At 50.7% G+C, this 24,661-nt stretch carries 20 protein-coding genes and 1 pseudogene; 14 read left to right on the top strand and 7 right to left on the bottom strand.

Annotation, left to right across the window (positions count from 1 at the left end):
• Positions 1-27: 27 nt before the first annotated feature.
• From ABD796_RS16105 to ABD796_RS16095, 3 genes are all read left to right on the top strand, one after another.
• Positions 28-1,008, top strand: a complete 981-nt coding sequence (locus tag ABD796_RS16105) for a LacI family DNA-binding transcriptional regulator (RefSeq protein ID WP_344909189.1) — start codon at positions 28-30, stop codon at positions 1,006-1,008.
• Positions 1,009-1,086: 78 nt separating this feature from the next.
• Entirely contained in the window at positions 1,087-2,373 is a 1,287-nt protein-coding gene (locus ABD796_RS16100; RefSeq protein ID WP_344909187.1) for an ABC transporter substrate-binding protein, read from the top strand.
• Positions 2,374-2,773: 400 nt separating this feature from the next.
• A complete protein-coding gene (locus ABD796_RS16095; protein WP_344909185.1) occupies positions 2,774-3,766 on the top strand; it encodes an iron-hydroxamate ABC transporter substrate-binding protein in 993 nt (330 codons plus the stop codon).
• A 99-nt stretch (positions 3,767-3,865) separates the two neighbouring features.
• Here ABD796_RS16095 and ABD796_RS16090 read toward each other — a convergent pair whose 3' ends face one another.
• On the bottom strand, positions 3,866-4,753 hold the full coding sequence (locus tag ABD796_RS16090) for a cation diffusion facilitator family transporter (RefSeq protein ID WP_344909183.1): 888 nt from the start codon (positions 4,751-4,753) through the stop codon (positions 3,866-3,868).
• Positions 4,754-5,170: 417 nt separating this feature from the next.
• Here ABD796_RS16090 and ABD796_RS16085 point away from each other — a divergent pair, with 417 nt between their 5' ends.
• Positions 5,171-5,719, top strand: a complete 549-nt coding sequence (locus tag ABD796_RS16085; protein WP_344909181.1) for a D-lyxose/D-mannose family sugar isomerase — start codon at positions 5,171-5,173, stop codon at positions 5,717-5,719.
• Positions 5,720-5,956: 237 nt separating this feature from the next.
• Positions 5,957-6,880, top strand: coding sequence for a DUF6612 family protein (locus tag ABD796_RS16080; RefSeq protein ID WP_344909179.1), 924 nt, complete (start codon positions 5,957-5,959; stop codon positions 6,878-6,880).
• 161 nt (positions 6,881-7,041) lie between these two features.
• Here the strand turns inward: ABD796_RS16080 and ABD796_RS16075 are convergent, their stop codons facing one another.
• The gene (locus ABD796_RS16075) at positions 7,042-7,353 is read right to left on the bottom strand and encodes a hypothetical protein (protein WP_344909177.1); all 312 of its coding nucleotides are present in this window, start codon (positions 7,351-7,353) and stop codon (positions 7,042-7,044) included.
• Between the two features lie 141 nt (positions 7,354-7,494).
• Entirely contained in the window at positions 7,495-8,493 is a 999-nt protein-coding gene (locus ABD796_RS16070; protein WP_344909175.1) for an ABC transporter substrate-binding protein, read from the bottom strand.
• A 206-nt stretch (positions 8,494-8,699) separates the two neighbouring features.
• Here ABD796_RS16070 and ABD796_RS16065 point away from each other — a divergent pair, with 206 nt between their 5' ends.
• Together ABD796_RS16065 and ABD796_RS16060 are read left to right on the top strand one after the other, a co-directional pair.
• Positions 8,700-9,710, top strand: a complete 1,011-nt coding sequence (locus ABD796_RS16065; protein WP_344909173.1) for a FecCD family ABC transporter permease — start codon at positions 8,700-8,702, stop codon at positions 9,708-9,710.
• Complete coding sequence (locus tag ABD796_RS16060) at positions 9,703-10,704, top strand: FecCD family ABC transporter permease (RefSeq protein ID WP_344909171.1); 1,002 nt, start codon at positions 9,703-9,705, stop codon at positions 10,702-10,704. Before ABD796_RS16065 ends, ABD796_RS16060 begins: the two co-directional genes overlap by 8 nt.
• A gap of 57 nt (positions 10,705-10,761) precedes the next feature.
• Here ABD796_RS16060 and ABD796_RS16055 read toward each other — a convergent pair whose 3' ends face one another.
• Positions 10,762-11,274 (bottom strand): DUF6843 domain-containing protein, encoded by a 513-nt coding sequence (locus tag ABD796_RS16055; protein ID WP_344909169.1) that lies wholly within the window; start codon positions 11,272-11,274, stop codon positions 10,762-10,764.
• Between the two features lie 221 nt (positions 11,275-11,495).
• On the opposite strand from ABD796_RS16055, the gene ABD796_RS16050 reads away from it, so the two are divergent.
• Positions 11,496-12,611 (top strand): stalk domain-containing protein, encoded by a 1,116-nt coding sequence (locus ABD796_RS16050; RefSeq protein WP_344909167.1) that lies wholly within the window; start codon positions 11,496-11,498, stop codon positions 12,609-12,611.
• A gap of 96 nt (positions 12,612-12,707) precedes the next feature.
• Here ABD796_RS16050 and ABD796_RS16045 read toward each other — a convergent pair whose 3' ends face one another.
• Entirely contained in the window at positions 12,708-13,604 is an 897-nt protein-coding gene (locus ABD796_RS16045) for an AraC family transcriptional regulator (protein ID WP_344909165.1), read from the bottom strand.
• A 149-nt stretch (positions 13,605-13,753) separates the two neighbouring features.
• On the opposite strand from ABD796_RS16045, the gene ABD796_RS16040 reads away from it, so the two are divergent.
• From ABD796_RS16040 to ABD796_RS16010, 6 genes and pseudogenes are all read left to right on the top strand, one after another.
• Entirely contained in the window at positions 13,754-14,662 is a 909-nt protein-coding gene (locus ABD796_RS16040; protein WP_344909163.1) for a DMT family transporter, read from the top strand.
• A 97-nt stretch (positions 14,663-14,759) separates the two neighbouring features.
• Positions 14,760-15,107: a VOC family protein gene (locus ABD796_RS16035; protein ID WP_344909161.1), complete on the top strand. Its 348-nt coding sequence runs from the start codon at positions 14,760-14,762 to the stop codon at positions 15,105-15,107.
• Between the two features lie 155 nt (positions 15,108-15,262).
• Positions 15,263-15,493, top strand: coding sequence for a YkvA family protein (locus tag ABD796_RS35665; protein ID WP_379119389.1), 231 nt, complete (start codon positions 15,263-15,265; stop codon positions 15,491-15,493).
• A 256-nt stretch (positions 15,494-15,749) separates the two neighbouring features.
• Positions 15,750-16,526, top strand: coding sequence for a YheC/YheD family protein (locus ABD796_RS16030; RefSeq protein ID WP_344909160.1), 777 nt, complete (start codon positions 15,750-15,752; stop codon positions 16,524-16,526).
• Positions 16,527-17,674: 1,148 nt separating this feature from the next.
• Positions 17,675-20,779: pseudogene (locus ABD796_RS35660) on the top strand (fibronectin type III domain-containing protein); the annotation flags it as partial.
• A gap of 177 nt (positions 20,780-20,956) precedes the next feature.
• The gene (locus tag ABD796_RS16010; protein ID WP_344909156.1) at positions 20,957-21,904 is read left to right on the top strand and encodes an S-layer homology domain-containing protein; all 948 of its coding nucleotides are present in this window, start codon (positions 20,957-20,959) and stop codon (positions 21,902-21,904) included.
• 165 nt (positions 21,905-22,069) lie between these two features.
• On the opposite strand, the gene ABD796_RS16005 is transcribed toward ABD796_RS16010, so the two are convergent.
• Together ABD796_RS16005 and ABD796_RS16000 are read right to left on the bottom strand one after the other, a co-directional pair.
• The gene (locus tag ABD796_RS16005) at positions 22,070-23,503 is read right to left on the bottom strand and encodes a sensor histidine kinase (RefSeq protein ID WP_344909155.1); all 1,434 of its coding nucleotides are present in this window, start codon (positions 23,501-23,503) and stop codon (positions 22,070-22,072) included.
• The gene (locus tag ABD796_RS16000; RefSeq protein ID WP_344909154.1) at positions 23,500-24,189 is read right to left on the bottom strand and encodes a response regulator transcription factor; all 690 of its coding nucleotides are present in this window, start codon (positions 24,187-24,189) and stop codon (positions 23,500-23,502) included. Before ABD796_RS16000 ends, ABD796_RS16005 begins: the two co-directional genes overlap by 4 nt.
• Positions 24,190-24,661 lie beyond the last annotated feature (472 nt).

Genomic DNA, 24,661 nt, shown 5'->3' with positions numbered 1-24,661 from the left:
TATCGGACTGCAACGGCGGAGGAATTTATGACTACACGGAAAGAGGTCGCGGATCGGGCGGGCGTATCGATAGCGGTCGTGTCGTACGTTCTCAATGACAGCAATTACGTGAAAGAGGAGACGCGCCGCAAAGTGCTTCAGGCTATCGAGGAGCTGGGGTACGAGACGAATATGGCGGCACGCGCGCTCAAGATGCGCAAGACGGAGCAGCTTGCCGTCCTGATCAATCATATGGGGAACCCGCATGAGGCCGGTTTGCTGCTGCGCATCGAGGAGCATGCGGCCAAGCATAATTACATGCTGTTTTTCCAAACGTTCCAGAAGGAGAAGGAAAGCAAGCTGAAAGCTTTGCTGAACGGCAGAGTGGACGGAATATTCCTGCTCGGCCAGTCTCTGCAGGAGGATACGCTGCACCATTTCCGCAAACAGAACATACCGATCGTCTCGGTTACGACGCCGGTGACACGTACCGAGGACGTGACATGCATCGATTTGGATTGGACGTTCGAATACGCGCGTCTTATACGTCTGCTTAAGGCGAAAGGACACAAGAGAATAGCCTTCATGGCGATCCGCGATCCCGAGCATCCGCTGCAGCACCGGCTCGGGGCGTTCCGGCGAGCTATGGAAACCGAGCGTCTGCAGCTGGAGGAGAACGACGTCTTTTACGCGGATGAGGGAGGCTTGCAGTCGGCATACGATAAGATCAAGCCTTCGCTTTCTTCGCCGGACCGGTATACGGCCATTGTCAGCGCGAACGATCTGATGGCTGCAGGGATCGTTGCGGCGTGCCGCGATCGGGCCGTCCATATTCCGAACGAGCTTGCCGTAGCGGGCTCGGAAGATATATTGATGTCTTCCCAGACGGCTCCGCCAATGACGGTCATTCATTATCCGCGGGAGAAGGTCGGGGAGATTGCGATGGAAGTGATGCTGGCCAAAATGCAAAAGCGCCCCGCAGCCGACCGTATTTTGCAGGCTACGCTCGTGGAACGCAAGTCCTCGTGAATCATCCGCAGAAGGGTGATTCACGCGCAATATCTATACGTATAAATATTCATCAAACTAACAAGCGAGGGACATGTTATGAACAAAATCCACTTAAAATGGGTAATCCCCATGCTCCTTATCTCCGTAGCCGCTTCCGGGTGCGGCAAAACGTCCGGCGGTCCGAAAGAAGCGGACGCTTCTCAGGTGAATGAGCAGCCCGTAAGTCTCGTTCTGTTAAACGATTCCGGCACCGAGCAGGAATATGTCGATCAAGTGGTCGCGGAGGTCAAGAAAAAGCATCCGAGCATCGAGCTGAAAATCTATAAAAGCGAGAAAGGCTCTACGCTGGACGAGCTGATTTTGGCAGGCGAGACGCCGGATCTGATCCTTTCCTTCAACGGCAAACTGGCTTCGTATCGGGACAAAGATTTGCTGTACGACATGACACCGCTTATCGGGTCGCGCCATGTGGATCTGGGCAGATTCGAACCGGGTTACATAGACGATGTGAAAATCGCTTCCACGAAGAACGAACTATTCGGACTCCCGGTCAGTCTTGCCTATCATGCGCTCTACTACAACAAAAGCTTGTTCGACAAATTCGGCGTTCCTTATCCGAAGGATGGCATGACTTGGGAACAAACGCTGGAGCTTGCCCGAAAACTGACCCGCAATGAGAGCGGAACGCAATACCGCGGCTTCGATATCGGCAATATGGTGTGGGCTTCGCAGCCGCTCGGCATCGCGGCGATCGATTACAGCACCGATAAAGCGACGATGCGCACGGATGAATGGAAGCGGGTCTTCGAACTTATGAAAGCGTTCTACACGATTCCGGGAAATACGATGACGGGCAAAGCGAAGGACGATTTTTTAAAGGAGAAAACCTTGGCGATGTACGCCGATCTCAGTATCGCCAGCGATCTGGAAGTCGCCTCCAAGTCCGGACTCGATTGGGATGTCGTGCAATACCCGAGCTATCCGGAAAAACCGAACGTATACGGCAACGCCAGCGTCAGCGTAATTATGATTACGAAGGCAAGCAAGCACAAGGAACGGGCGATGCAGGTCGTGGAGGCGGCCATATCGGACGAGGTGCAGCTCGAAAACTCGAAGTCGGGGAGGGTTTCGCCGCTCCAGAAGGCCGAGATCAAGCAAGCGTTCGGCATGAACAAAGAGGTGTTTCGGGGGAAAAGCGTGCAGAGCATATTCAAGAGCAAGCCGGTCAAATATCCGATTGCGTCCCAATACCGGGGTAAAGCCGAATTAATCGTACGGACGAAATTCAGCGAATATGTAACGGGCGCCATTGATGTCAATACAGCTCTTGCCCAGGCGGACGAGGAAATCAATAAGGCGGTTGCGGCCGAAGCCGGCAAGTAGAGCGTACTCGCGCAAAGCGGCTGAACGAGCGGTCCGGGGAAGCGCTATCCCCCGACGCAAGAAAAACAGACGGACCCGTATTCTTCGCGTGAGCCAGGCGCACATGTAAGCCCGCAAAAACGGTTAACCTCGCGCTTGGCTTGGCATGGCCGGTGAGGCAGAAGCGGCGAGCGGCATACCCCCGGCTGCCGCAACGGACTGGGCGAGGACTTAGGAGAAGCAGCCGGTACACGACGCATCGCCCAGCAACCAGAAAAGCCGCATCATTCGCGATAGAAACGCTAGTTGCTCCCGCACGGATTCCGGCGGGGGCTTTTTCGTCTTGACTATGATAATGATTTTCAATATCATGAATAAAGTGAGCTGTACAGGTCAACCCATCAGACGGAGGAAATGAATCATGAAAGAAAGCAAGACAAGCAAACGAATGACGCTGTTAACGGCGGTCATCGCTATGGCCGTGGCTGTGTCGGCATGCGGAGCGAAGGAAAGCAACAAGCCCGAGGGAGGCGCTCCCGCGAATTCCGCTTCGCCAAGTCCGGCATCGGGGACGAAGCCGGCGGCACCCAAAACGGTCAAGGACGCCATGGGTCACGAAGTGACCATTCCGGCTCAGCCCAAGCGAATTATCGCCTCGTATTTGGAAGATCCGCTGCTGGTGCTGGGAGAGAAGCCGGTCGCCCAGTGGATGGTGCCGAACGGAACGCAAAAATATTTGGAGAAGGAGCTCAGCGGGGTTCCCCCCATTCCATCGACGCTGCCGCCGGAAACGGTACTCGGCTTCAATCCCGATCTGCTGCTGATCAGCAACGAATCGTCGGTGGAGAAAGGGCTGTACGAGCAGTATTCCAAAATAGCGCCGACCTACGTGCTTGGAAGCGAAATCACGAACGACTGGCGTCAAACGTTGCGGAAAATAGCCGAGCTGCTGAATAAAACCGATGTAGCGGAGAAGGCACTGGCCGATTACGAAGAAAAAGCGAAGGCGACCCGGGAGAAGATCAAGGGCACGATTGGCGACAAGTCGGCAGCTATTTTGTGGCTGACCAAGAAAAACTTTTACGTCGTCAACGGCAAGGTGGCGAGCGGGGCCGTACTGTACGGCGATCTGGGCATGAAGGCGCCGAACATTTTGGCCGTTCTGCCGGAAGCAAAGGCGAACTGGGTGCCGATCTCGCTGGAGAAGCTGGCCGTTCTGGATGCCGACTTTATTTTTCTGGTCAACAGCGATAAGGGTCAGGCGGGCAATCTGGAAGAACCGTTGTGGAGAAATATTCCGGCCGTCAAGACGGGGCGCATTTACGAGTTCGACCGGGACGGCAGCTGGCTGTACAACGGCTTGATCGCCGGGTCAAAGGTGATGGATGACCTCACGGCAAGCTTGTCCAAGTAAGTTCCGGCCGCGATGAATAGTCAAATTCGGGGAGCTCTCAGGAGCTCCTCTTTGTCGTAGGTCCGGGACAAAGGGATAACCGAAGCTATCCCCGCAGCATCACGTGGGCGTCCGTTCTTCCTCGAAAGGCTCGATATGAATGTGCACATGGGAGATTTGATGCAGCTCGAGCATCCGCTTCTCGATATGCTCGGTAATGTCGTGGCTCTCCGCCACGTTAAGCGACTGGTCCACCCCGATCGTGACATCGACAAGCTTGATGTTGCCGTGAATACGCGCTTTGATGTCGATGATCGATTCGACGCCCGGAGTCTCGCGGATGTTCTGCTCGATCGCTTGCAGCTCGTCGCCGTCGAAGCCGTCCGTAAGCGAATGGGAGCAGTCGCGGAAGATCGTCCAGGCCGTCCGGCATATGATCGCGCCTACGGCGACGGCGGTCAGCGGGTCCAGCCAAGGCCAGCCGAATTGCGAGCCGATGATGCCTATAAAAGCACCGATGCTGACGATGGCGTCGGAGCGATTATCTTGGGCGGCGGCCATTATGGCGTGACTGTTGATTTTCCTGGCAAGGCGAATGTTGTAGGAGTAGACGGCGTAGACGACGGCTGCGCAGAAGAGTGCGGTCCACGCGGCAAGCATGTCCGGCGACTCGAGAACCGGAGCGCGGAATTTCATAAACGCTTGAAACAGCACCTGCAGTCCGACCGCGAACATAATGAACGAGGCGATCATCGCGGCTACCGTTTCGGCACGGTAATGACCATAGCGATGGTCGGCGTCCGGCGGCTTGCGGGATATTTTCAGTCCGATCAATACGGCAAGGGAAGCCAGAATGTCGGTAAAATTATTCAGGCCGTCGGCGAGCAGCGCCTCCGAGCCGGATCGGTATCCCATGAAAAGCTTTAGCGCGGATAAAAACAAGTAGGCGGATATGCTGAGCCAAGCTCCTTTTTCCCCTTGCTTGATGTTGTGATAGGCGTTATCCATAAGTCCTCCCGCTCGCGTTTCGTTACGAAGGCTATCATACCCGACCAACACCGTGTGGGTCTAGAGAAACAGTGTTGTAGAGCCCCCGAAAAATAAGCGGACGCTAACACTGTTTGGCTTTATCAAAACAATGCGCGGGACGCAAAAAAGTTGGCCCGGCGAAATTCGGAAGGCGGCAAAGAGGGCTCCCGCGCCGTTTACAGCGGGGTACTTTCCCTAGTGTAGGCAGCGCGGGGATGCGGTATACGGCGTCACAGCCGTGAACGTGGCGGCAGGCAGCAGCAGGTCGGCAGACTATCGCGGCACAAAACCGTTGCAATCCGGCCACAAGCTGATATATGATGGATTTGATTGAAATGAACATAATAATGTTCGTTTTTAACATTTTATACATGCAAGAGGGAGAGGGGAATACGCTTGCTCACTAAACAAGCCGAGAAGCTTGCTCAAGATCGTGCTGCCGTTTTATTTCAAAAAGCCGGGATCGTGCTGATTCCGGAAGAGGCGGAGCAGATCGAGGTGGCCGACTTCGGGCTCGGCCAGCTGGAGAGACAGGGGTTGGAGCTGGTTACCTATGTGAATACCGAACGGTACTGCGCCAAGGAGCTGGCCCTGTTCCCGCAGCAGACTTGTCCGGAGCACAAGCACCCGCCTGTTGGGGGCGAAGCCGGCAAGATGGAGACGTTTCGCTGCCGCTGGGGCAAAGTGTTTCTTTACGTGGAGGGCGAGCCTGCCGCCGCGATTCAAGCCCGGCTCCCCGACGGAAGCGAAGCCGCGTACACTGTGTTTCACGAAATCGTGCTTTTGCCCGGCGAGCAATATACGATCGCTCCGGATACGCTGCACTGGTTTCAAGGCGGTCCGGACGGCGCCGTGGTGTCCGAATTTTCCAGCACGAGCCGGGATGAGCTCGATGTGTTTACCGATCCGGCGATCGTCCGGATGCCCGTCATTGGCCAAGAATGACATGATTCGACATTTTTATTTGGATTCCGTATAAATGTTGGACCGCAGCCCTCCTTCATGGGAAAAGGGCGGCGGTCCGTTTTGTTTCAAGGAGGGGAAAAACGGGTATTCATGGGGGATGTGTAATCGGGGGCGAGAAGAGCTTTACCAGAGTTTTACCACTTTAGGTCAATAGTACCTTATGCTTCATTGTCATCATATGGTAAAATCCACTGCGGATAGGGAGGAGAGAAAAAAATGAAAAAAATGTACAAAAAGTGGACCAAAACGGCCACCACGACCTTGCTCGCAGCAAGCATCGCCTTGCTCGGAGCCTGTGGACAGAAGCCGGAGGAGCCTACTTCGGCGGCGCCGCCAGTCACGGCGAATGAGAAGGAAGCGGGGGCCAAGACCGAAACCTCGACGAGTAAGCCCGAAGCGCCGAAAACAACCGGGGCGTCGGACGTATTCGCGAAGACGCTCGAAGCGAGCGCCAAGCTGGAAAGCTATGCGGTCAGCATGAATTCGAAACAAAATATCGATCAGAACGGCACCAAAATGGACATTGTGTCCAAAATCGATATGGACATCGTCATGAAACCGCAAATGTCGTTCAAGCAAGTGATGTCGATGAATTCGGCGGGTCAGGATATGAAGATGGAATCGTATTTCACCAAAGACGGTTTCGTCATGAAAGACCCAACCTCCGGTCAATGGATGAAATTGCCCAAGGAGCAGATGGATCTGGTGTTGAGCCAAATGTCCGAAGAGCAGCTCGACCCGGCGAAGCAGATGGAAAAGCTGAAGCAGTTCGCGAACGATTTCACGATGACCGAAAGCGGCGGCGACTACAAAGTGACCTTGTTGGCTAATGGAGACAAGTTCAACGATTTCATCAAGAGTGAGCTGAAAGGTCTGGGCGACCAGGGAGCGCTCGGCGGCGCCGTGGGCGACAGTATGGCGGGTATGAAGGTGACCAAGATGGAATATACGTTTACCGTAGATAAGAAAACGTACAATCCGAAAGCGATCCTTATGAACATGGATTTGGAAATGGACGTTCAGGGGCAAAAAGTGCGCATGTCCCAGCAAATGGACGGCACGTACAGCAACTACAACGGAATTAAAGAAATTGTCGTACCGAAGGAAGCGATGGAAGCGAAAACGCTAGGCGCGGCCTAATAAGGAAGAACAAGCGTTGGAACTTGAACACCGAAAGCCGGGAGCTGTCTCCCGGCTTTTGTATTGGAAGGAACATCCATAGAAACGGTTAATGGACATGCGCGAGCTTGTCGGGAGGCGGCGGAAGCGTAAGGGCCGGACGGGATGAAGCAAGCGGCAGCTCAATCGTATTTGTCGTCTTCGATCCGTTCCTTCCGCTCGAAAATAAGCTCGGCCTCGGTCTCGAAATTGAGCAGAAGGGGGGCGGGAAGCCGCTCGGCAATCGAAAGCATGGCAGGCAACGCCATCATCGCCTCAAAGTTCGGCGGGCGCGGCTCAATTGCGTCGAACCAGTCGCGAACCGCATCGATGAACCGGTAAAAGGAGGCCTGAAAGGCGTCCGCCGCCGGCTCCGATTCCTCTCCGTCCGCCATCGCCATCGCATTCCAATTCGATATAACGACGCGAAGCATCCGTTCCACGTGATCGTCCATGGTCATGTCCCCTTTGGTCCAGCTGGAATCGGGTCCGGCTGGAAAATGTTATTTCTATTATAGAGGATACCGGAACAAAAAAAAGCTGAAAGCGGGCGATTTGCCCGCTTCAGCTTTGATTGCTACGCATTTTATGGTGCGTTACTTCACTTCGAAATATTTGGCCAGTTCGTCCAGAAGCAGGTTGGCGGCTTTGTATCCGCCTGCGGAATTCCAGATTCCTTCGTCCACCTTGAACACCTTGTTCGTTTTCGCTACGTTCAAATTTTGGAACAGAGGGTCCTTCAGCCATTCCTCCGATGCTTTCGCGCCATCCGTCTTGCCTGCGGTCTCCGATACGAAGTAGAACATGACGTCGCCGTCCATGCTCGGAATTTTTTCCTTCGTCATCACTTCAATGAACGAATCTTTGTCCTGCGATTCAGGACGGGCGATTCCGAGCTGGCTCAGAAGAACGCCGGCGAACGTCTGTTTTTGGTAAATCCGCACTTGCGAAGCGGAGAAGCGCACGATCGAAACCTTCGTAGCCGCCTTGCTGCCGAGCTTTGCTTTCACGTCGGCGACGCGCTTATCGAATGCGGCCATCGCTTTCTGGCCTTCTTCTTTCTTATTGACGGCCTCCGTATACAGCTGGAAGTTAATCTTCCAGTCCCCGCCCAGATCGGCGGCGAACACGGTAGGCGCGATTTTCTTCAGCTGCTCGTAAATTTTCTCTTGTCTGACTTTATTACCGATAATCAGATCCGGCTTCAGACTGGCAATCAGCTCGATGTTCGGCTGCAATTCATCGCCGACGACGGTCACGTCTTTCATGTCCGCTTTAATATGATCGTACCATGGATCGCCGATCCAGGACTGAACCGCGCCTACCGGCTTGATGCCGACCGCAAGCAGCGCTTCGGTTCCTTCGTTGGTCAATATGACGACGCGCTTCGGCGTACCGGTGAGCGTTTCCTCGCCCATCGCGTGCTTGATGACGCGCGGCGCTTCGGTTTTCGGCTCTTCTTTGGCCGCCGGCGGCTGGGCAGCGGAAGGTGTGGTTTCCGTTTTGGCGCTTCCACAAGCCGAGACCACGGCCATAACGATCGCTGTCAGCAGAAGCAGCAGCGGAGTACGGGAAAATTTGAATAAAGACGACATGAACGGTTCTCTCCCCTTAGTTTATAATCTTCCAATCAAATATTCGATAATGGGAATCATTATCAATAAGAATAATATTCTATAGTCCGATATCGTGTCAATCATTAAATAGGAATGAGAATCATATTCATTGACAAAAGAAAGGCTCGCTCATACAATTAGGGGGGCGATTCGGTCAATCGCGATTGAAAGGGGAACGGGCGGATATGACCCTATGGATGCGAAGCCGCACAGGAAAGCTGGTCGTTCTGGCAGCCGGCGCGATAGCGCTGCTTCTGTGTATGCTCGCCAGCATTTTATACGGCATTCATCAATTCACTATTCACGATTTATGGCTCGCATACAGCCAGTTCGACGGCTCCAACGAACATCTGATTCTTAAAAACACGCGCGTGCCGCGGGCTTTCATAGCAGCCCTGGTAGGGGCCGCCCTGGCGGTTGCGGGAGCAGTCATGCAAGTGTTGACCAAAAACCCGCTCGCTTCGCCGTCGGTTTTCGGCATTAATTCGGGCGCGGTGCTGTTCATCGTGATCGGGCTGGCAGCGTTTGGCTCGTCCTTGACGATGAGCAGCATGATCTGGATCGCATTTGCCGGAGCCGCGGTGTCCACGCTGCTCGTCTATACGTTAGGTTTGCAGGGAAGAGGCGGCTTCGAGCCGATCAAGCTGACGCTGGCGGGAGCAGCGGTCGCCGCATTTGCTTCCTCCGTTACGTCCGGCATTTTGCTGATCAACAAGCAGTCGCTAGATTCGGCCCTGTTCTGGATGGTAGGTTCCGTGGCGGGCAGGCAGCTGGATCATCTGATGATCGTGCTGCCTTATATGATCGCGGGTCTTGTTCTGGCCATGCTGCTGTCGGGTTCGCTTAACGTGATGGCGCTTGGGGAAGATGTGACGAAGGGGCTCGGGCAGCGGATCATGCTCATCCGCGTCCTGTCTGCGATCGCGGTTGTACTGCTGGCAGGCGGCGCCGTTTCGGTAGCGGGGCCGATCGCGTTCATCGGCCTGATCGTTCCGCATCTGTGTCGTTACATAGTAGGCCACGATCACCGCTGGCTGCTGCCTTATTGCGCTCTGCTGGGCGCTATGCTGCTAGTGACGGCGGACATCGCCTCGCGGTTCATTCTCATGCCGAAGGAAATCCCTGTCGGTGTCGCCACGGCGCTTATCGGCGTTCCGTTTCTGATTCATGTGGCGAGAAGGAGCAAACATGTCTAGAGGTCGAACGGGAAAATCCATATCTGTTTTTGTCGTGCTCGTCTTGTGCATGGTGGCGCTGGCGGTCCTGTGCCTGTCGATCGGAAGTGTGCGCATTCCGGTACAGGAGGTGCTGCTTTCTCTCGTTGGCCGCAATACGGAGAGCAGTGACTTGATCGTCATGCAGCTGCGGCTGCCGCGGATAACAGCCGCTTTATTGGTCGGAGCGGCGCTGGCGGTATCCGGGGCGCTGCTGCAAGGCGTGATCCGCAACCCGCTTGCTTCGCCGGATCTGCTCGGGGTAACGGGGGGAGCGTCGGTGGCGGTCGTCGGCTTTATGACGCTGACTGCCAACAAATTCAGCATACACTGGGTGCCGGTCATTGCCATCGTCGGCGCTTTTCTGGCGGCTATGATCAATTACCTGCTTGCCTGGAAAAGAGGGGTGTCGCCGTTCCGGCTCGTCCTGATCGGCATCGGCATCTCGACGGCGATGAGCGCGCTGACGATGTTTTTGCTGATAAGCGGACCTTCCTATTTGGCCGCTCAAGTATTGAATTGGATGACGGGCAGCGTTTACGGGACGAACTGGAAGCATGTCGCGGCTTTATGGCCTTGGGTCCTGATCTTTATTCCTTTTTCCCTGCTGTACGCCAAAGAATTGAATGTGCAGTCGTTAGGCGAAGCGGCTGCAGTCGGGCTTGGCAGCAGGCTGCAGATGAGCCGGGTGGTCGTGCTGTTCTGCAGCGTGGCGCTGGCCGGCGCTGCGGTCGGGATTGCGGGCACGTTGTCGTTTATCGGCTTGCTGGCGCCGCATATGGCGCGTAAGCTCGTGGGTAACTCGTATCGCATTCTGATCCCGGTTTCCGCCGTTCTGGGCGCGATCGTACTGGTGCTGGCCGATCTGGCGGGAAGAATGCTGTTCCAGCCGCTCGATATCCCGGCGGGCGTATTTACGGCCGGAGTCGGCGCTCCGTTCTTTATGTATTTGCTGTTCAGGCATAAGAAATCGTAGGCTTATCCGTTTGAACAACATGAATAAGCAGACCGTGCGAAGTGACGCGCGGTCTGCTTATTTTTTACGCTTAAATTTACAAAATGAAATTGCAGAAAAATGCGATGATTTTCCGGCCTCTTTTTCGGTCAAAAACTGCTCATACTGCTCAGCCGTGCCCGCGAAAAAACGGACGACGGTCGGCGATACGACACGGCTTCCGTCCGAAGCGACGCTTTCCGAGCTGGAGGTGACCATGCCATGAAGCATCGGCTCGTATACCCCGACCCGCGTGAGATTGCCGGTAGCGTCTCTGGAATAAAGCTCAACCGTCCCGCTCTTCATCGGACTGGACGTTCCTAGCTCGCCGGTTGCGGGAATGTTGTACGTGTACGTCCGTTTGCGGTAGGGGAGCGGTGGCGAGTCCGGCTGATCGAAGGTAACGACGACTTCCCCGACGAACCCCTCCGGAACGATATAGACATGCAGCGGGTAACGCGAAACCGTCATCCCCATAAAAAGCAAGCCGGCTGCAGCGAACGCAGCCGCCGCGTAAGCGAACTTCGGCCATCTCCTTCTTGTTTTACTCATGTATGAACTCCTCCCGTGCTCCTCTCCTTTTCCTTGCTCTATCGCTTTTGACGTTTTTCTTATTGTATAGGCTTTGCTGACAGCGGGGGAGTTCTAATTTTCATAGTCCCAGGCCATTTTATTTCCATAAATATACAACTTCTTCCTATTGGATGCGTTTATAGTCATGAATAGCAGATTTAACGCTGGTGTAATAAGGATGAAGTGGGGAGGTCTTGACGTTGAAAAAGTTTCTGCTTGGCGCGGTGTTCGGTGCGGCCTTGGCTGGAAGCGCCGTCGTATATGCCGCCGATGCGATCCAAGCTTATGTGTTCCCGGCCGCCTTGGTCATTAATGGAAAGGCGCAGCAGCCGGAAAACGGTTATGCGCTGCTTAACGTGGACGGGCAGGCTTATGTGCCGCTGCGTTTCATGGCCGATCGCATGGGCGGAGCGGTCGCCTACGATGAAGACAAGCGGACAGTCTACGTGATCAGTCCTGGAGAGATGTCCGGGCATATCGCGGTCGGCCAGACGAAAGCCGAGGTTATGGCATGGCTCGGCGACCGCTATCAGGAGATACGCACTCCCGATATGGGGCAGGAGCCAGCCTGGCGGTATGATTTCGGCGTGAACGACTCGTACAAGGTGTCCGCCGTTCGCCAGCTTATCGAGACGTGGGCCGATCCTGACGGGCTCCGCGACGGTCTGATCGCCTGGCAGCTGCTCGTCACCTGGAAGGAAGGGAAAGTAGACCGGTATTATATGGCCTATGCCGGAAAAACAGGAAATACGGTGTACGATATCGGCCACGAACAACTGGAGACGATCCGCAGCCGGCTGGTTGCCGCGCGCGAGGCGATCGAGACCGAGCACGGCATCCGCTGGATGGGCGAGAACGTGAGGGACAACGAGCTGGTGGTGACGTTCCGCAAGCGGGACGATTTCGAGCGTGGACTAAGCGCGGAGGAATTGGAGTCGCTGCGCAGGACGATCGAGAAGGCGGCGGGACTGAAGAAGACGCTTCCCGTTCCTTTGAAGCTCGAGCCGTTTCCTTTTTCGAGGAAAGCGGATATTACTGGCGTGATTATTAAGAAGGACGAGGAGGCGGGGCGCATTTTAGTCGCCGACCCGGATACCCGGCTGCCTAATGGGCGCTATGACGAATCCGTCTGGCTGTCGATGAACAAGGATGGAATCATAAGGCGGGCCGCGGACGGATCGCCGCTATCTCTCGAAGCGCTGCGAGCGGGCGAGCGCATTCGGGTATGGTACGACGGCGAGATCGTCTTTCTGTCCGATCCTCCGCAAACAAAAGCGCTGCAAATCAGCGTCTTGGATGCCGAGCCGGGTTCTTGATGTGCAATTGCGGCTTGAAGAGCTTAGAGAGCTAACCCGACTAAGAAAGAAGCGGATCGGGAAAGTCTAGTGTAGCAAAGCGGTTAAGTCTGTGTTTTATGAAGGTGTCTGTTCATTCCGAATTTTTCGGTACTCCTTTGGTGTAATATCGCGCTGCTTTTTAAAGGACTGGATAAAGTGATTGACATGATTGAAACCCACGATTCGGGCTATTTCGGTTACGGTATACTCCGTCGTTTCCAACAACTCGCAGCTCTTTTTAATCCGATACTTAACCAAGTAATCGTAAGGAGTCATACGGATGCTTTTTTTGAAGCTGCGAGCGCATTCCGAAACGCTCAAATGGGCTACGTCAGCAATTTCCTTTAAGGTAATAGGGTTCATATAGTTTTGGTGGATAAAGCTAAGCATCAATTGCAATCTCTCTTGTTGGAGTCTACTGTGTTTAGAGGATTGCTCCGAAGATAACGAAATGTTGGAGATTAGAATTAGCCATAGCTGAACCGTATGGATGGAAATCTCATACTGCCATCCCCATGATTCTTTCCGTTCAAATTTCTTCTTCATCTCCCATAGAATTTGCAGGATTTGCTCTTGCCACTCCGCGTCTCCTTTGATTACCAATGATAGCAAGTAGGAATTGGTGTAAGGGAGGACGTGGTTCCTTTCCATCACGCTATCCGAATAAAAGGCAAGCAGCTTTTCCGGAAAATTAAAGCTCACATATTCACCGTCAGGACTTAGTTGCGTAACCGTGTGCAGAACGCTCTTATTGATAAAAATGGCTTGACCCGTTCCTAAACCGTAATCTACACCGTTGATTCGTATCGTAAGATTCCCTTTGGTCACTAAGGTCATTTGCAATTCTTCATGCCAATGGAGATCGTTAACTCCCCTGCCTTTCGGAATGGAACCCCGATTCGTATGAATGTACATGATGGATGGGAAGGCCTCGTCAGGATACTGGATAGCTTCATGCAGTTGTTTTTTCAAGAAGGCCACCCCTTTATTTGACGATATTTCGATATTAAAAAGAGATATAGTTACACAATTTAAGCTACGGTGATGATATTATTATATCCAGCTTCGACATCTCATTACAAATCTGTGCACAGGTAACCGTCGAACAACTGGGAGGAACCGTGGTTAAGTTAAATAAAGCTTCTATGCTTCATCACCCGTTTATATTGTTGTTTATCAGCATCTTGTCTATATCTATCTCTTCGATCCTGATCAAGCTATCCGATACGCCCACTTCCGTGGCAGGGATGTATAGATTGTTTATTTCCGTTGCCATTATGCTCGTATTTGTCCCTTGGAGTACGTTTCGCACCATAGAAATGAACAAAAAAGACTGGGGCATCGTTGTGATTGCCGGTCTTTTACTGGGGCTGCACTTTTTATTCTGGATGGAATCCTTGGTCTATACTTCGGTGGCTAGCTCCATGGTCATCTTGTCGTTGCAGCCCTTATTCGTGATGATCGGGTCCTACTTTTTGTTTAAGGAGAAGGCTCATTTGCTGAGTTTTTCTTGTCTGATAACTGCTTTTCTTTGTTCGCTTCTGATTGCATGGGGAGACATTGGAATTTCGAAAGAAGCGCTACTTGGAGATGGCTTATCGTTAATAGGCACACTCTTCATTTCAGCCTACCTGCTGGCAGGGCAGAGAGTCAGCCGCAAAATCGATGCAAATGTATACAGCATCATTGTTTTTTTTATCGGCGGCACCGTTATGCTCATCTATAATTTGTTGAATCGTTACTCTTTAACGGAATATGACTCCTCCGATTGGACTTATTTTTTGTTGCTTGCAATCATCCCTACTATCTTTGGGCAATATATTTTTAATCTTTTATTGAAATCGATGGGGGCGACTACCGTCTCGGTTGGCATTATCGGAGAACCTGTTCTCGCTATTATCCTTGCTTTCTTATTTTTAGGGGAAACCATTTCATTGTTTCAGTTAATCGGAGGCCTGGGGACATTATTCGCCATGGGAATGTATTTTTGGTTCAAATCTTTGATCGTGAGGAATAAACGTCTTTGTTGAACGGGCAGTATAGTTGAAAAGGAACTTAAATTTAAATCTCGAATATCTAATGTATTCTTATAGCTAAAAATTTGATGACAGACAGGAGTTAGATACGATGATAAAAGGTTTTGGAGGAATATTTTGGAGAACTAAGAATCTTGAAGCTATAAAAAAATGGTACAGCGAAGTATTGAAGATTGAAATAGAAAATTGGAATGGGACTGTGATAAAACCCCAATTAGGAAATGAGACTATCTTTTCTTTCTTTACCGAGAATGACAGTTATTTTCCAACAGAACAACAAGTGATGTTAAATTTCCAAGTACATGATCTAGACGAGACTATTCAGCATCTTGAACACATTGGTGTACCTCTTGCAAAGAAAAAAGAGATTAGTGAATTTGGAAAGTTTATTTGGATTGAAGATCCTGAAGGTCGACTGATCGAGCTTTGGGAGAAATAACGAGTTGTAATTCATTGCTCTTGACGGGTAGGATAGCTTAATATTCATGTTGAACGAGGCTGCTGGTATGAATCCGCAGCCTCGCGATGTAAAGGGCAAAAAATACCTTCACATTATAAGTCGCGTAAATCGCGACTTTTTTGTTTAGTGTCACAATGTTCTTGACATTGGGGGATGACAAGAACATTGTGACATTCCCGAAGAAGGCAGAAATAGTAATCACGTCGTGCTCGGACGCAAAGCGCCGAAAAATTCGGCCGCTGGAAGCTATACCAGATTTTATCCCCATATTAGGTTATCTCGATTATTTGATTATCGTGCCATTAGGAATTACGCTCGCACTTAAAATGACTCCTCAACCTGTTATCGTGGAGCGGAGGAGATAAGAAAGCAGGGAAAGCCGAAATATTGGGTGACATGCTGCATTATTCATTTTGATTTGGATCTTAATCGCCGTTTGGATCGGGAGCATCTTGATCGTTTAGCAGGCCTTCATCCTCTTCGCATCATAGTATAAGCCGCAATTAATTAATGCAGTTTTCCCGTTCCCCGTGCCGACGTAGGGGGGCATTCGCTGAATTTGAACAAGTGCACACTAACTTCAGCCAAGCCGGTCATATAGTATCGGGGAGGTGATTCGTTGTGTTCAAAAAGAACTACCGCAGCGGCACTATCAGAGGCAAGCTGCGGGTCTGCCGATATTTGTCCGCGAATCATTCGCTGAAAAAAAACATCCCCCATACAAGGCTGTTCACGCTCCCCAATATGAAAAAGATGACGGCTAGCCATTCCTCGCTTTATATCAAGCCGGATATCGGTTCGCTCGGAATCGGCATCTTCAAGCTGACGCGGACGCGAAGCGGGTTCAAGCTGCAATCCTCACAGCGGGGCAAACGGAGCAACCGGTTCAATTCAGCGTCTTCCATTTACCGGCATATACTGGCGAAACGCCAGGGGCGAATGATTATTCAGAAGACGGTGCGACTTGACCTGGCGGGCGAAAGACCGTACGACATTCGCGTTATGGTGCAGCGCAAGCCGGGAGGAAGCTGGACATGTACCGGGATGGCGGCCAAAGTCGGACGGGAGGGTAAGATTGTAACCAATTATTATCAGGGCGGAGAACTAATTTTGATGGAGTCGCTGCATAATCGAAAAGGATTGCCGGAAGAACAAGGCAAGGCGCGAATCCGCCATTTAACCCGCAAAGCGCTGGACGTCGTACGGACGCTAAGCGCCAAACGATCGGGCATGCGCGAGATGGGCGTCGATTTCGCCTACGACCGAAGCGGGCGGCTTTGGGTGCTGGAAGTGAACAGCAACCATCCTCATTTCCATCCGTTCAAAAAGTTAGACCGAGCAGCATACGACCGGATGATGCGTTACGCCCGCAGCTATGGCAGGAAAAGCGCAAAATAAGTATTGAGGTAGCAATGAAAGTATTCGAAGATCCATCACAGTCCAATAAAGAACTTGCTGCCTATATAAATAAATATGTCAGGCAACTAACAAGCTGTCGGGTGTCACAATCATAATTACATTCACAGTCGTGTAAATCACGGCTTTTATTTGTTATGTCACAATGTTCTTGTCATCGCGCGATGCCAAGAACATTGTGATATTCCCGACTGAAGATGAGATTATCCATTGCCGAACTCAATCGGCGATCCTAAAGCAATCCCCAAAACTAATCAACATCATCAAAAGCTCAATCAAACGACTGGAATCGTTGGGACTTACGGTAGCATCAAAGAGCAAACTGCTTAATGCCATTAACCATAATAAGAAATTAGGGAGTTTGGTTTTCTGTTGCTAGGGTTTGCGCAAAGACGATGGCCCCCAAGCGGCGTTCTCCCACCAAGTTGTCCAAATCGTTTTTCAACTGAGTGGTTATATCACAGGTACTCTTCACTTATTGCAAAAAACACTTGATAAACTGACTGGAGAATCTCAAACAAAAATTAGATTTCAACCAGTTTCAAAAAATCAATTTTATCCAATGGGAAAAACAAAACGAGCAGAATTGTTTTCAGACCAATCAGGTGGTCATTGACTTCGGGAGTTATCTAAATACAAATGAACAATATCATTCAACAGAGTAAGATAGCATAATAAAGAAATGATGGCAGCCGGCCATAGACCGACTGCTTTTTCATTGAACTAAAGTGTAGGATAGTTTAAGATCATGTGCGGTGAACCTTACCACAAATGACGGCGAAATTTTTGCCTGATTTGCTTTAAAACGCACCTTATTAGGGCAGGTATACCTTTGTACTCCCATACCAAGAAACCATTCACTGCGCGGCGAATATGAGTGAATACGAGGATTAAAGCATAATTGCTAGGATAGCCCAAGAAAATATGCTGGGTTTATTGTAACCAGTTCATCCAGATGCTTCTTCCAACAACTGAGTTAATACTTCATCAGGAACTTGTCTATATCGCGTTTGTTTATTTCCATTAATTTACATTACCTATTAAGATTCCATTAAGATTCAAGCAAGATTTCTCTAGTAAAATACGGAGTGGTTCAATCGAATAATAATAGAAGAGGGTGCAACAGTCACATGATGAGATGGAGTTTGTTGGAAATAAGGAAGTTGATGATTTGTCTACTCACGCTGGCTGTGATTACGCTAGGCTCATGGACAGGAGGTAGTATTCAGGAGGCGAAGGCAGCAGGAGATTTTCTATACTTTACAAGTAACTTAGAAGTAACCATTACGGGATATACTGGAACGAACAAAGAGGTTGATATTCCTGCTACAATAGATGGAAATCCTGTAACTAGCATAAGGACTGCTGCATTTATTTCTAAGAACTTAACGAGTGTGACGATCCCGAACAGTGTAACGAGCATACAGGATAGTGCATTTAGGCAAAACCAATTAACGAGTGTAACGATCCCGAACAGTGTAACGAGCATAGGGGAGTTGGCATTTTATGGAAATCAATTAACGAGTGTGATGATCCAGAACGGTGTAAAGAGCATAGGCAATGGTGCATTTAGTTGGAACCAAATAACGACTGTAACGATCCCGGACAGTGTAACGAGCATAGGGGCAAGTGCATTTTATCTTAACCAATTAACGAGTGTGACGATCCCGAACAGTGTAACGAACATAGGGGGAGAGGCATTTTCTAAAAACCAAATAACGAGTGTGACGATCCCGAACAGTGTAACGAGCATAGGGGATGGTGCATTTTTTGATAACCAATTAACGAGTGTGACGATCCCGAACAGTGTAACGAGCATAGGGGAAAGTGCATTTTCTAATAACCAATTAACGAGTGTGACGATCCCGAACAGTGTAACGAGCATAGGGGGATTTGCATTTGCTAATAACCAATTAACGAGTGTTATTGTTGAAGGGGATTTAACTACAATTGGAGCTAGTGCGTTTTCTGGAAATCCGAGTTTTTCGATGGCAGCTTTTGATCCTTCTCCAGCGAAGACTTATGCTTCTACGAATGGGCACAAGTTCCTCAATATTTTGTCTGCGGAAGTCAGCTATTCTCCAAACGGTGAACCAGTAGGAAAGCAAGCTAATTCAACAAAGGTAACGGTAGATGTTCCTAATTTTATAGGATCAGCCAAAACGTATTACCAATGGTCAACAGGGGAAACGGCACCCGATTGGCCGAACGTGGAGTGGGCAGAGTTCACGAGCGAAGATTCCATTTCTACGCCTCCTGCTGCAGGTACGTGGTATTTGCACGTTCGTGTTGACGACGATCTGAATGTAAGTCATGTAGCAGGATATTCTTATTCAAATGCGTTTAAAGTTGTTGCTGTACCGGGCGCACCGACGAATGTGACGGCGACCGCAGGCAATAGACAAGCGACGGTTAGCTTCGACGCCCCAGCGAGTGATGGGGGAAGTGCGATCACGCTGTATACGGTTACGTCCAGTCCAGGAGGAATCACAGGAACGAGCACAACCGCGAGTCCGGTCACGGTCACGGGATTGACGTACGGAACGGCGTATACGTTCACAGTAGTTGCAAAGAATAGCGTAGGCAACTCTGAGGCATCAGTGACATCAGGGAGTGTGACGCCGATCAGTGAGCCGAGCTCTCCGACAAATGTCAAGGCGACAGCAGGTAACGGAACGGCGACGGTTAGCTTCGACGCCCCAGCGAGTGATGGGGGAAGTGCGATCACGGGCTATACAGTTACATCCAGTCCAGGAGGAATCACAGGAACGAGCACAACCGCGAGTCCGGTCACGGTTACGGGATTGACGAACGGAACGGCGTATACGTTCACAGTAGTTGCCAAGAATAGCGCAGGCAATTCCGCGGCATCCGCGGCATCAGGGAGTGTGACGCCCGTCGCACCGATCAGTGTGCCGAGCGCACCGACGAATGTAACGGCGACCGCAGGTAACGGAACGGCAACGGTTAGCTTCGACGCCCCAGCGAGTGATGGGGGAAGTGCGATCACGCTGTATACGGTTACGTCCAGTCCAGGAGGAATCATGGGAACGAGCACAACCGCGAGTCCGGTCACGGTCACGGGATTGACGAACGGAACAGCGTATACGTTCACAGTAGTTGCCAAGAATAGCGTAGGCAATTCCACAGCATCCGTGCCATCAGGGAGTGTGACGTCCGTCGCACCAATCGGTGTGGCGAGCGAACCAAGGAATGTGACAGCTACAGCAGGCAATGGACAAGTCACGGTCAGCTTCGACGCCCCAGCGAGCAATGGGGGAAGTGCGATCACGGGCTATACGGTTACGTCTAGTCCAGGAGGATTCACAGGAACGAGCACAACCCCGAGTCCGGTCACGGTCACGGGATTGACGAACGGAACGGCGTATACGTTCACAGTAGTTGCCAAGAATAGCGCAGGCAACTCCGCGGCATCCGCGACATCAGGGAGTGTGACGCCCGTCGCACCGATCGGTGTGCCGAGCGCACCGACGAATGTAACGGCGACCGCAGGCAATGGACAAGTCACGGTCAGCTTCGACGCCCCAGCGAGCAATGGGGGAAGTGCGATCACGGGCTATACAGTTACATCCAGTCCAGGAGGAATCACAGGAACGAGCACAACCCCGAGTCCGGTCACGGTCACGGGATTGACGAACGGAACGGCGTATACGTTCACAGTAGTTGCCAAGAATAGTGCAGGCAACTCCGCGGCATCCGCGGCATCAGGGAGTGTGACGCCCGTCGCACTGATCGGTGTGCCGAGCGCACCGACGAATGTAACGGCGATCGCAGGCAACGGAACGGTGACGGTTAGCTTCGACGCCCCAGCGAGTGATGGGGGAAGTGCGATCACACTGTATACGGTTACGTCCAGTCCAGGAGGAATCACAGGAACGAGCACAACCGCGAGTCCGGTCACGGTCACGGGATTGACGTACGGAACAGCGTATACGTTCACAGTAGTTGCCAAGAATAGCGCAGGTAACTCCGCAGCATCCGTGGCATCAAGGAGTGTGACGCCTGTCGCACCAATCGGTGTGCCGAGCGAACCAAGGAATGTGACAGCTACAGCAGGCAATGGACAAGCGACGGTCAGCTTCGACGCCCCAGCGAGCAATGGGGGAAGTGCGATCACGGGCTATACGGTTACGTCTAGTCCAGGAGGATTCACAGGAACGAGCACAACCGCGAGTCCGGTTACGGTTACGGGATTGACGAACGGAACAGAATACACGTTCACGGTGGTTGCAACGAATGGCGTGGGATCAAGTCCAGCTTCCTCCCCATCCAACCCCGTTTCGCCAAGAAACAGTTCAAGCGGAAGTTCAAGCAGTAACCATGGTTCAATCAGCAGCCCCATTTACTCAACGAATGGGAAACTAACGCTTCCGTTAGGAAGCGCCGGTGAAGTGAGCTTGGATCAAGCGATCTTCATTCGTATTCCGGCTAATGCTACCAGCAAACCGTTGGAAATTAACATTGAGAAGGTATTGAATACGCAAAATCTTTTTGCACATCATGAAATTTCGGTAAGCCCGGTGTTCGACGTCCAGAAGAATACGCCTGAAAATCTCAACAAGCCAGCTACGTTGGCTATGGTATTTAACCAAATCCAAGTGAATAGCAACCAAACGGTAGCGATTTTCTACTATAATGAAGCTACGAAAACATGGGTGAAAATCGAGAACGGCAAAATCGAAGGCAATCGCATCAGCGTAGAGGTGGACAACTTCATGAAATTTGCTGTGCTGGTGGTAGATCGGGCGTCGGGGTTGCCCATTGGAGCACCCTCGATAGACGAGTCGAAGGAAGTTAACTTTAGTGACATAGCCGGGCACTGGGCAGTATCCGACATTAATAAGGCAGTACAGAGCGGAATTGTGAACGGGTATGGGGATGGCACGTTTAAGCCAAATAACATCGTCACTCGGGCTGAATTTGTGGTGATGCTGATGAAGGTGTTGAAGTCGCAAGAGGAAGCTGCGAAGGTTGCGTTCACCGATTCGGTGAAGATTGGAACATGGGCGCAGAAATCGATAGAGCAAGCTGTTCAAGCGGGCATCGTTAACGGCTACTCGGATGGCAGTTTCCATCCAGATGCAGAAATTACACGCACAGAGATGGCTGTGATGATCGCTAAAGCGCTAGTACTGAAGGTGGAAACGAATACAGTAACCGACTTCGTGGATGACGCAGACATTCCAAGCTGGGCGAAGGCGCAGGTAGCAGTGTTGAAGAATCTTGGCCTTATATCAGGCAAAGGTTCGAACAAATTCGCTCCTCATGATAAGGCAACTAGAGCGGAGGCAGTCACGATTCTGTTGAAGATGATCGCTCAAAAGAGTAAGCAGGGTTAAAGCAAGCGATCACCGTTATCAGAAACATGACTCCAGTTTTAAGGGAAGACATTGAAAAGAAGCACAAGCGTCTTTGGAGATTTATATATGAATAACTGATAATAGGGCACCCAAAGGGTGCCCTATTACATTTGAATCGATTATTTAATCTGAATCCCTGCCATTTTAATCATCATTCCGGTAGCCCAGCTGCCTTTTCGGAAGCCTTACTTGGAACAAGGTTTCCGAATAAGGAGTGCTGCTCAAACGTACACTTCCTTGATGGGATTCTATAACATCATGGACGATTGACAAGCCTAAGCCGAGTCCAAGGCCAAGGCTTCTTCTTCCTCCGTTAGCCCGATAGAACCGTTCAAAGATCTGCTCGCGATCCTCAGGCGAGATTCCTTTGCCTCGATCTTTGACGGTAACGTACACTTCCTCATCTTCTTCCGTTAATTCGATTCCGAGGAAATACCCATCTTTCCCGTATTGAATGGCATTATCCAGCAAGTTGCGAAAGGCTCTTTCGATAAGAGATTCATTGATATCAATTACCACGTCACTCTCGGGTATGACTACTTCGATTGTGAATCCCTGACCATCTAAAATCAACAGGTAATCCACTATGATCTTCCGCAACATTTCGGACAAGTTATGCGGAGCAAAATGGAGTTCGAGTAAATCCTCATTTTGCCGCGAGATGTCCAGCAGTTGATCCAGTAGATTGTCCATGTAGCGGGATCGCTGTAGTATGATTTTCGCACCGGCCTGAAGCTCGTCCTCATCTTTGTAGGCACCTGTGCGAATCGTTTCGGCATAGCCCAAAATCATGGTTAGTGGTGTTCGCAAATCATGGGAAATGTTGGACAGCAGTAGCTTGCGCCGGTTTTCGAATTGCTCGATTTGACTAGCCTGACTTTGTATTCTATAAACCATCTCATTGTAATGCCGGGTAAGCTGGCCGATCTCATCCTTCGACTTGTCCCCTAGCACGATAATATCACTTCGGAAATTGACTTGATTGAGTGCCTTATTCAGCTTGTCGATGCGCCGATTGATAGAGGAGAAAAACCATAGAGATAGAAAATACGGCACCAAGGCAGATAATAGGATGGGCAAGATTAGCGTATAAACGACCTCGTTCGTACGCGTATAGAAGAAGTACTGCCCTGCTTGCATCGCTTCACTGGGCAAACTTAAAAGCAAATAATAGGACTGCTCATTATGGTTAAGGGAATAAACGAGGGTTATCGGTTCGTTGGTGCCCCATAGGTTGTTCGGCATATTCACCATACGATCCACTAATTGCTTGAAGTCGTAATGTCCCGTTTCTCCTGAAGTATCATAGATTACTGTTCCGTCAGGAGCGATCCATTCCAAGCGCAGATCCGGATTCTGGCTATGAACCGAATCCAACAGCAACTGAAGGTTATCCTCGTCGAATGCGCTTTGTTGCTCAATTAAATTCAGTGTCTCATGCGAAATGGAGTTCAACTTCTCCAAATTGTAACCCTTGACCCAAATCGTACCTACAAATATAGAAAGCAAAATAAATAGAATCAAACTGCTTACGGCACTGATCAGCATGACGAGCCATAGCTTTGTGCGATTGTTCATCGTCTATCTCCCGAAAAACGATATCCAATACCACGCACGGTATGAAGGTGAAGCGGGGAATTGGCAGTGTCTTCGAGTATCGTGCGGAGTCGGTTGATAAAAACACTCAAGTTATTTTTGTCATAATTCTCATGCTTCCAGATATGCTGGTAGATGTCTCTCCTGGTCAGGATGCGATCGGGATTTGTCATAAATAAGTGTAGAAGCTGACACTCAATCTCGGTTAATGGGTGCCGTATCCCGCCATTGTGCAGAATTAAATTATCTATATCGAGAACTAGGTTGTTCAATCTGATAATCACGGACTGATGCGACGTATGAGAAGTATGCCTCCTTAATTGAGCTTGAACACGGGCAATCAACTCTATAGGGCTAAATGGCTTCGTGATATAATCGTCTGCCCCCAAGTCGAGCGTGTCCACCTTATCCTGCACCTCTCGTCTGGCGCTAAGCGCGATAACGAGTATTTTTGAACTGGTTTCTCGCAAATAGTGAAGTACCTCAAAGCCATTCCCCTCGTCCATCATTAAGTCCAAAATCATTAATTCAATAGGATGCTCCTGAATCCGCTCAATCGCTTGTCGTCCCGACTCGGCTTCGATGATTTCCAAGCCCGCACGCTCCAGGTGAAGGCGAATCAGCGAGCGAATGTCAGACTCATCATCGACTATTAAAATTCGACTCATGTTGTCGCCCGCTCTCCGCAAGAATAATTGTTATTTAATCATATCAAACCTATCAGGAAAAGAATATAACAATACGGTCTCGATATGGTCGAAAAATGTCGTGGTTGTGCTAGTATCAATGAAACAGAACGATTGCCAAAATAGAACAGCGGCTGACCTTGTACTTTGTTTTATTCTCCTGTAAATGGATCATGATAAACAGGTGCGAAAATGTTGGGGGTGAAAGAGTGAATGTAGTATTGGAGAAAATTACGGAAGACAGCCAAAATGCTTAGCGTTTTGTCCCTTCTGTAAAGTGAAATTGGCCGCAGATAACACTCGTAATACTCGATCGCTTCCCGATCGGACAGCTCCGCTTGGAGCGTCTCCTTAACCCTCGCCGCCTGCTGCTCCCCGCCCAGAGCTTGGCTGCTCGACGAGCTTGCGGTCGATGCCGTGTCTCCAGATCGCCTGCCGTCCGTTCCTGTAATGC

This window comes from Paenibacillus hodogayensis, assembly GCF_039536325.1.
GTDB lineage: Bacteria > Bacillota > Bacilli > Paenibacillales > NBRC-103111 > Paenibacillus_AB > Paenibacillus_AB hodogayensis.
The sequence above is the reverse complement of the archived record's forward strand: the minus strand, read 5'-3'. Positions and strand labels throughout refer to the sequence as shown.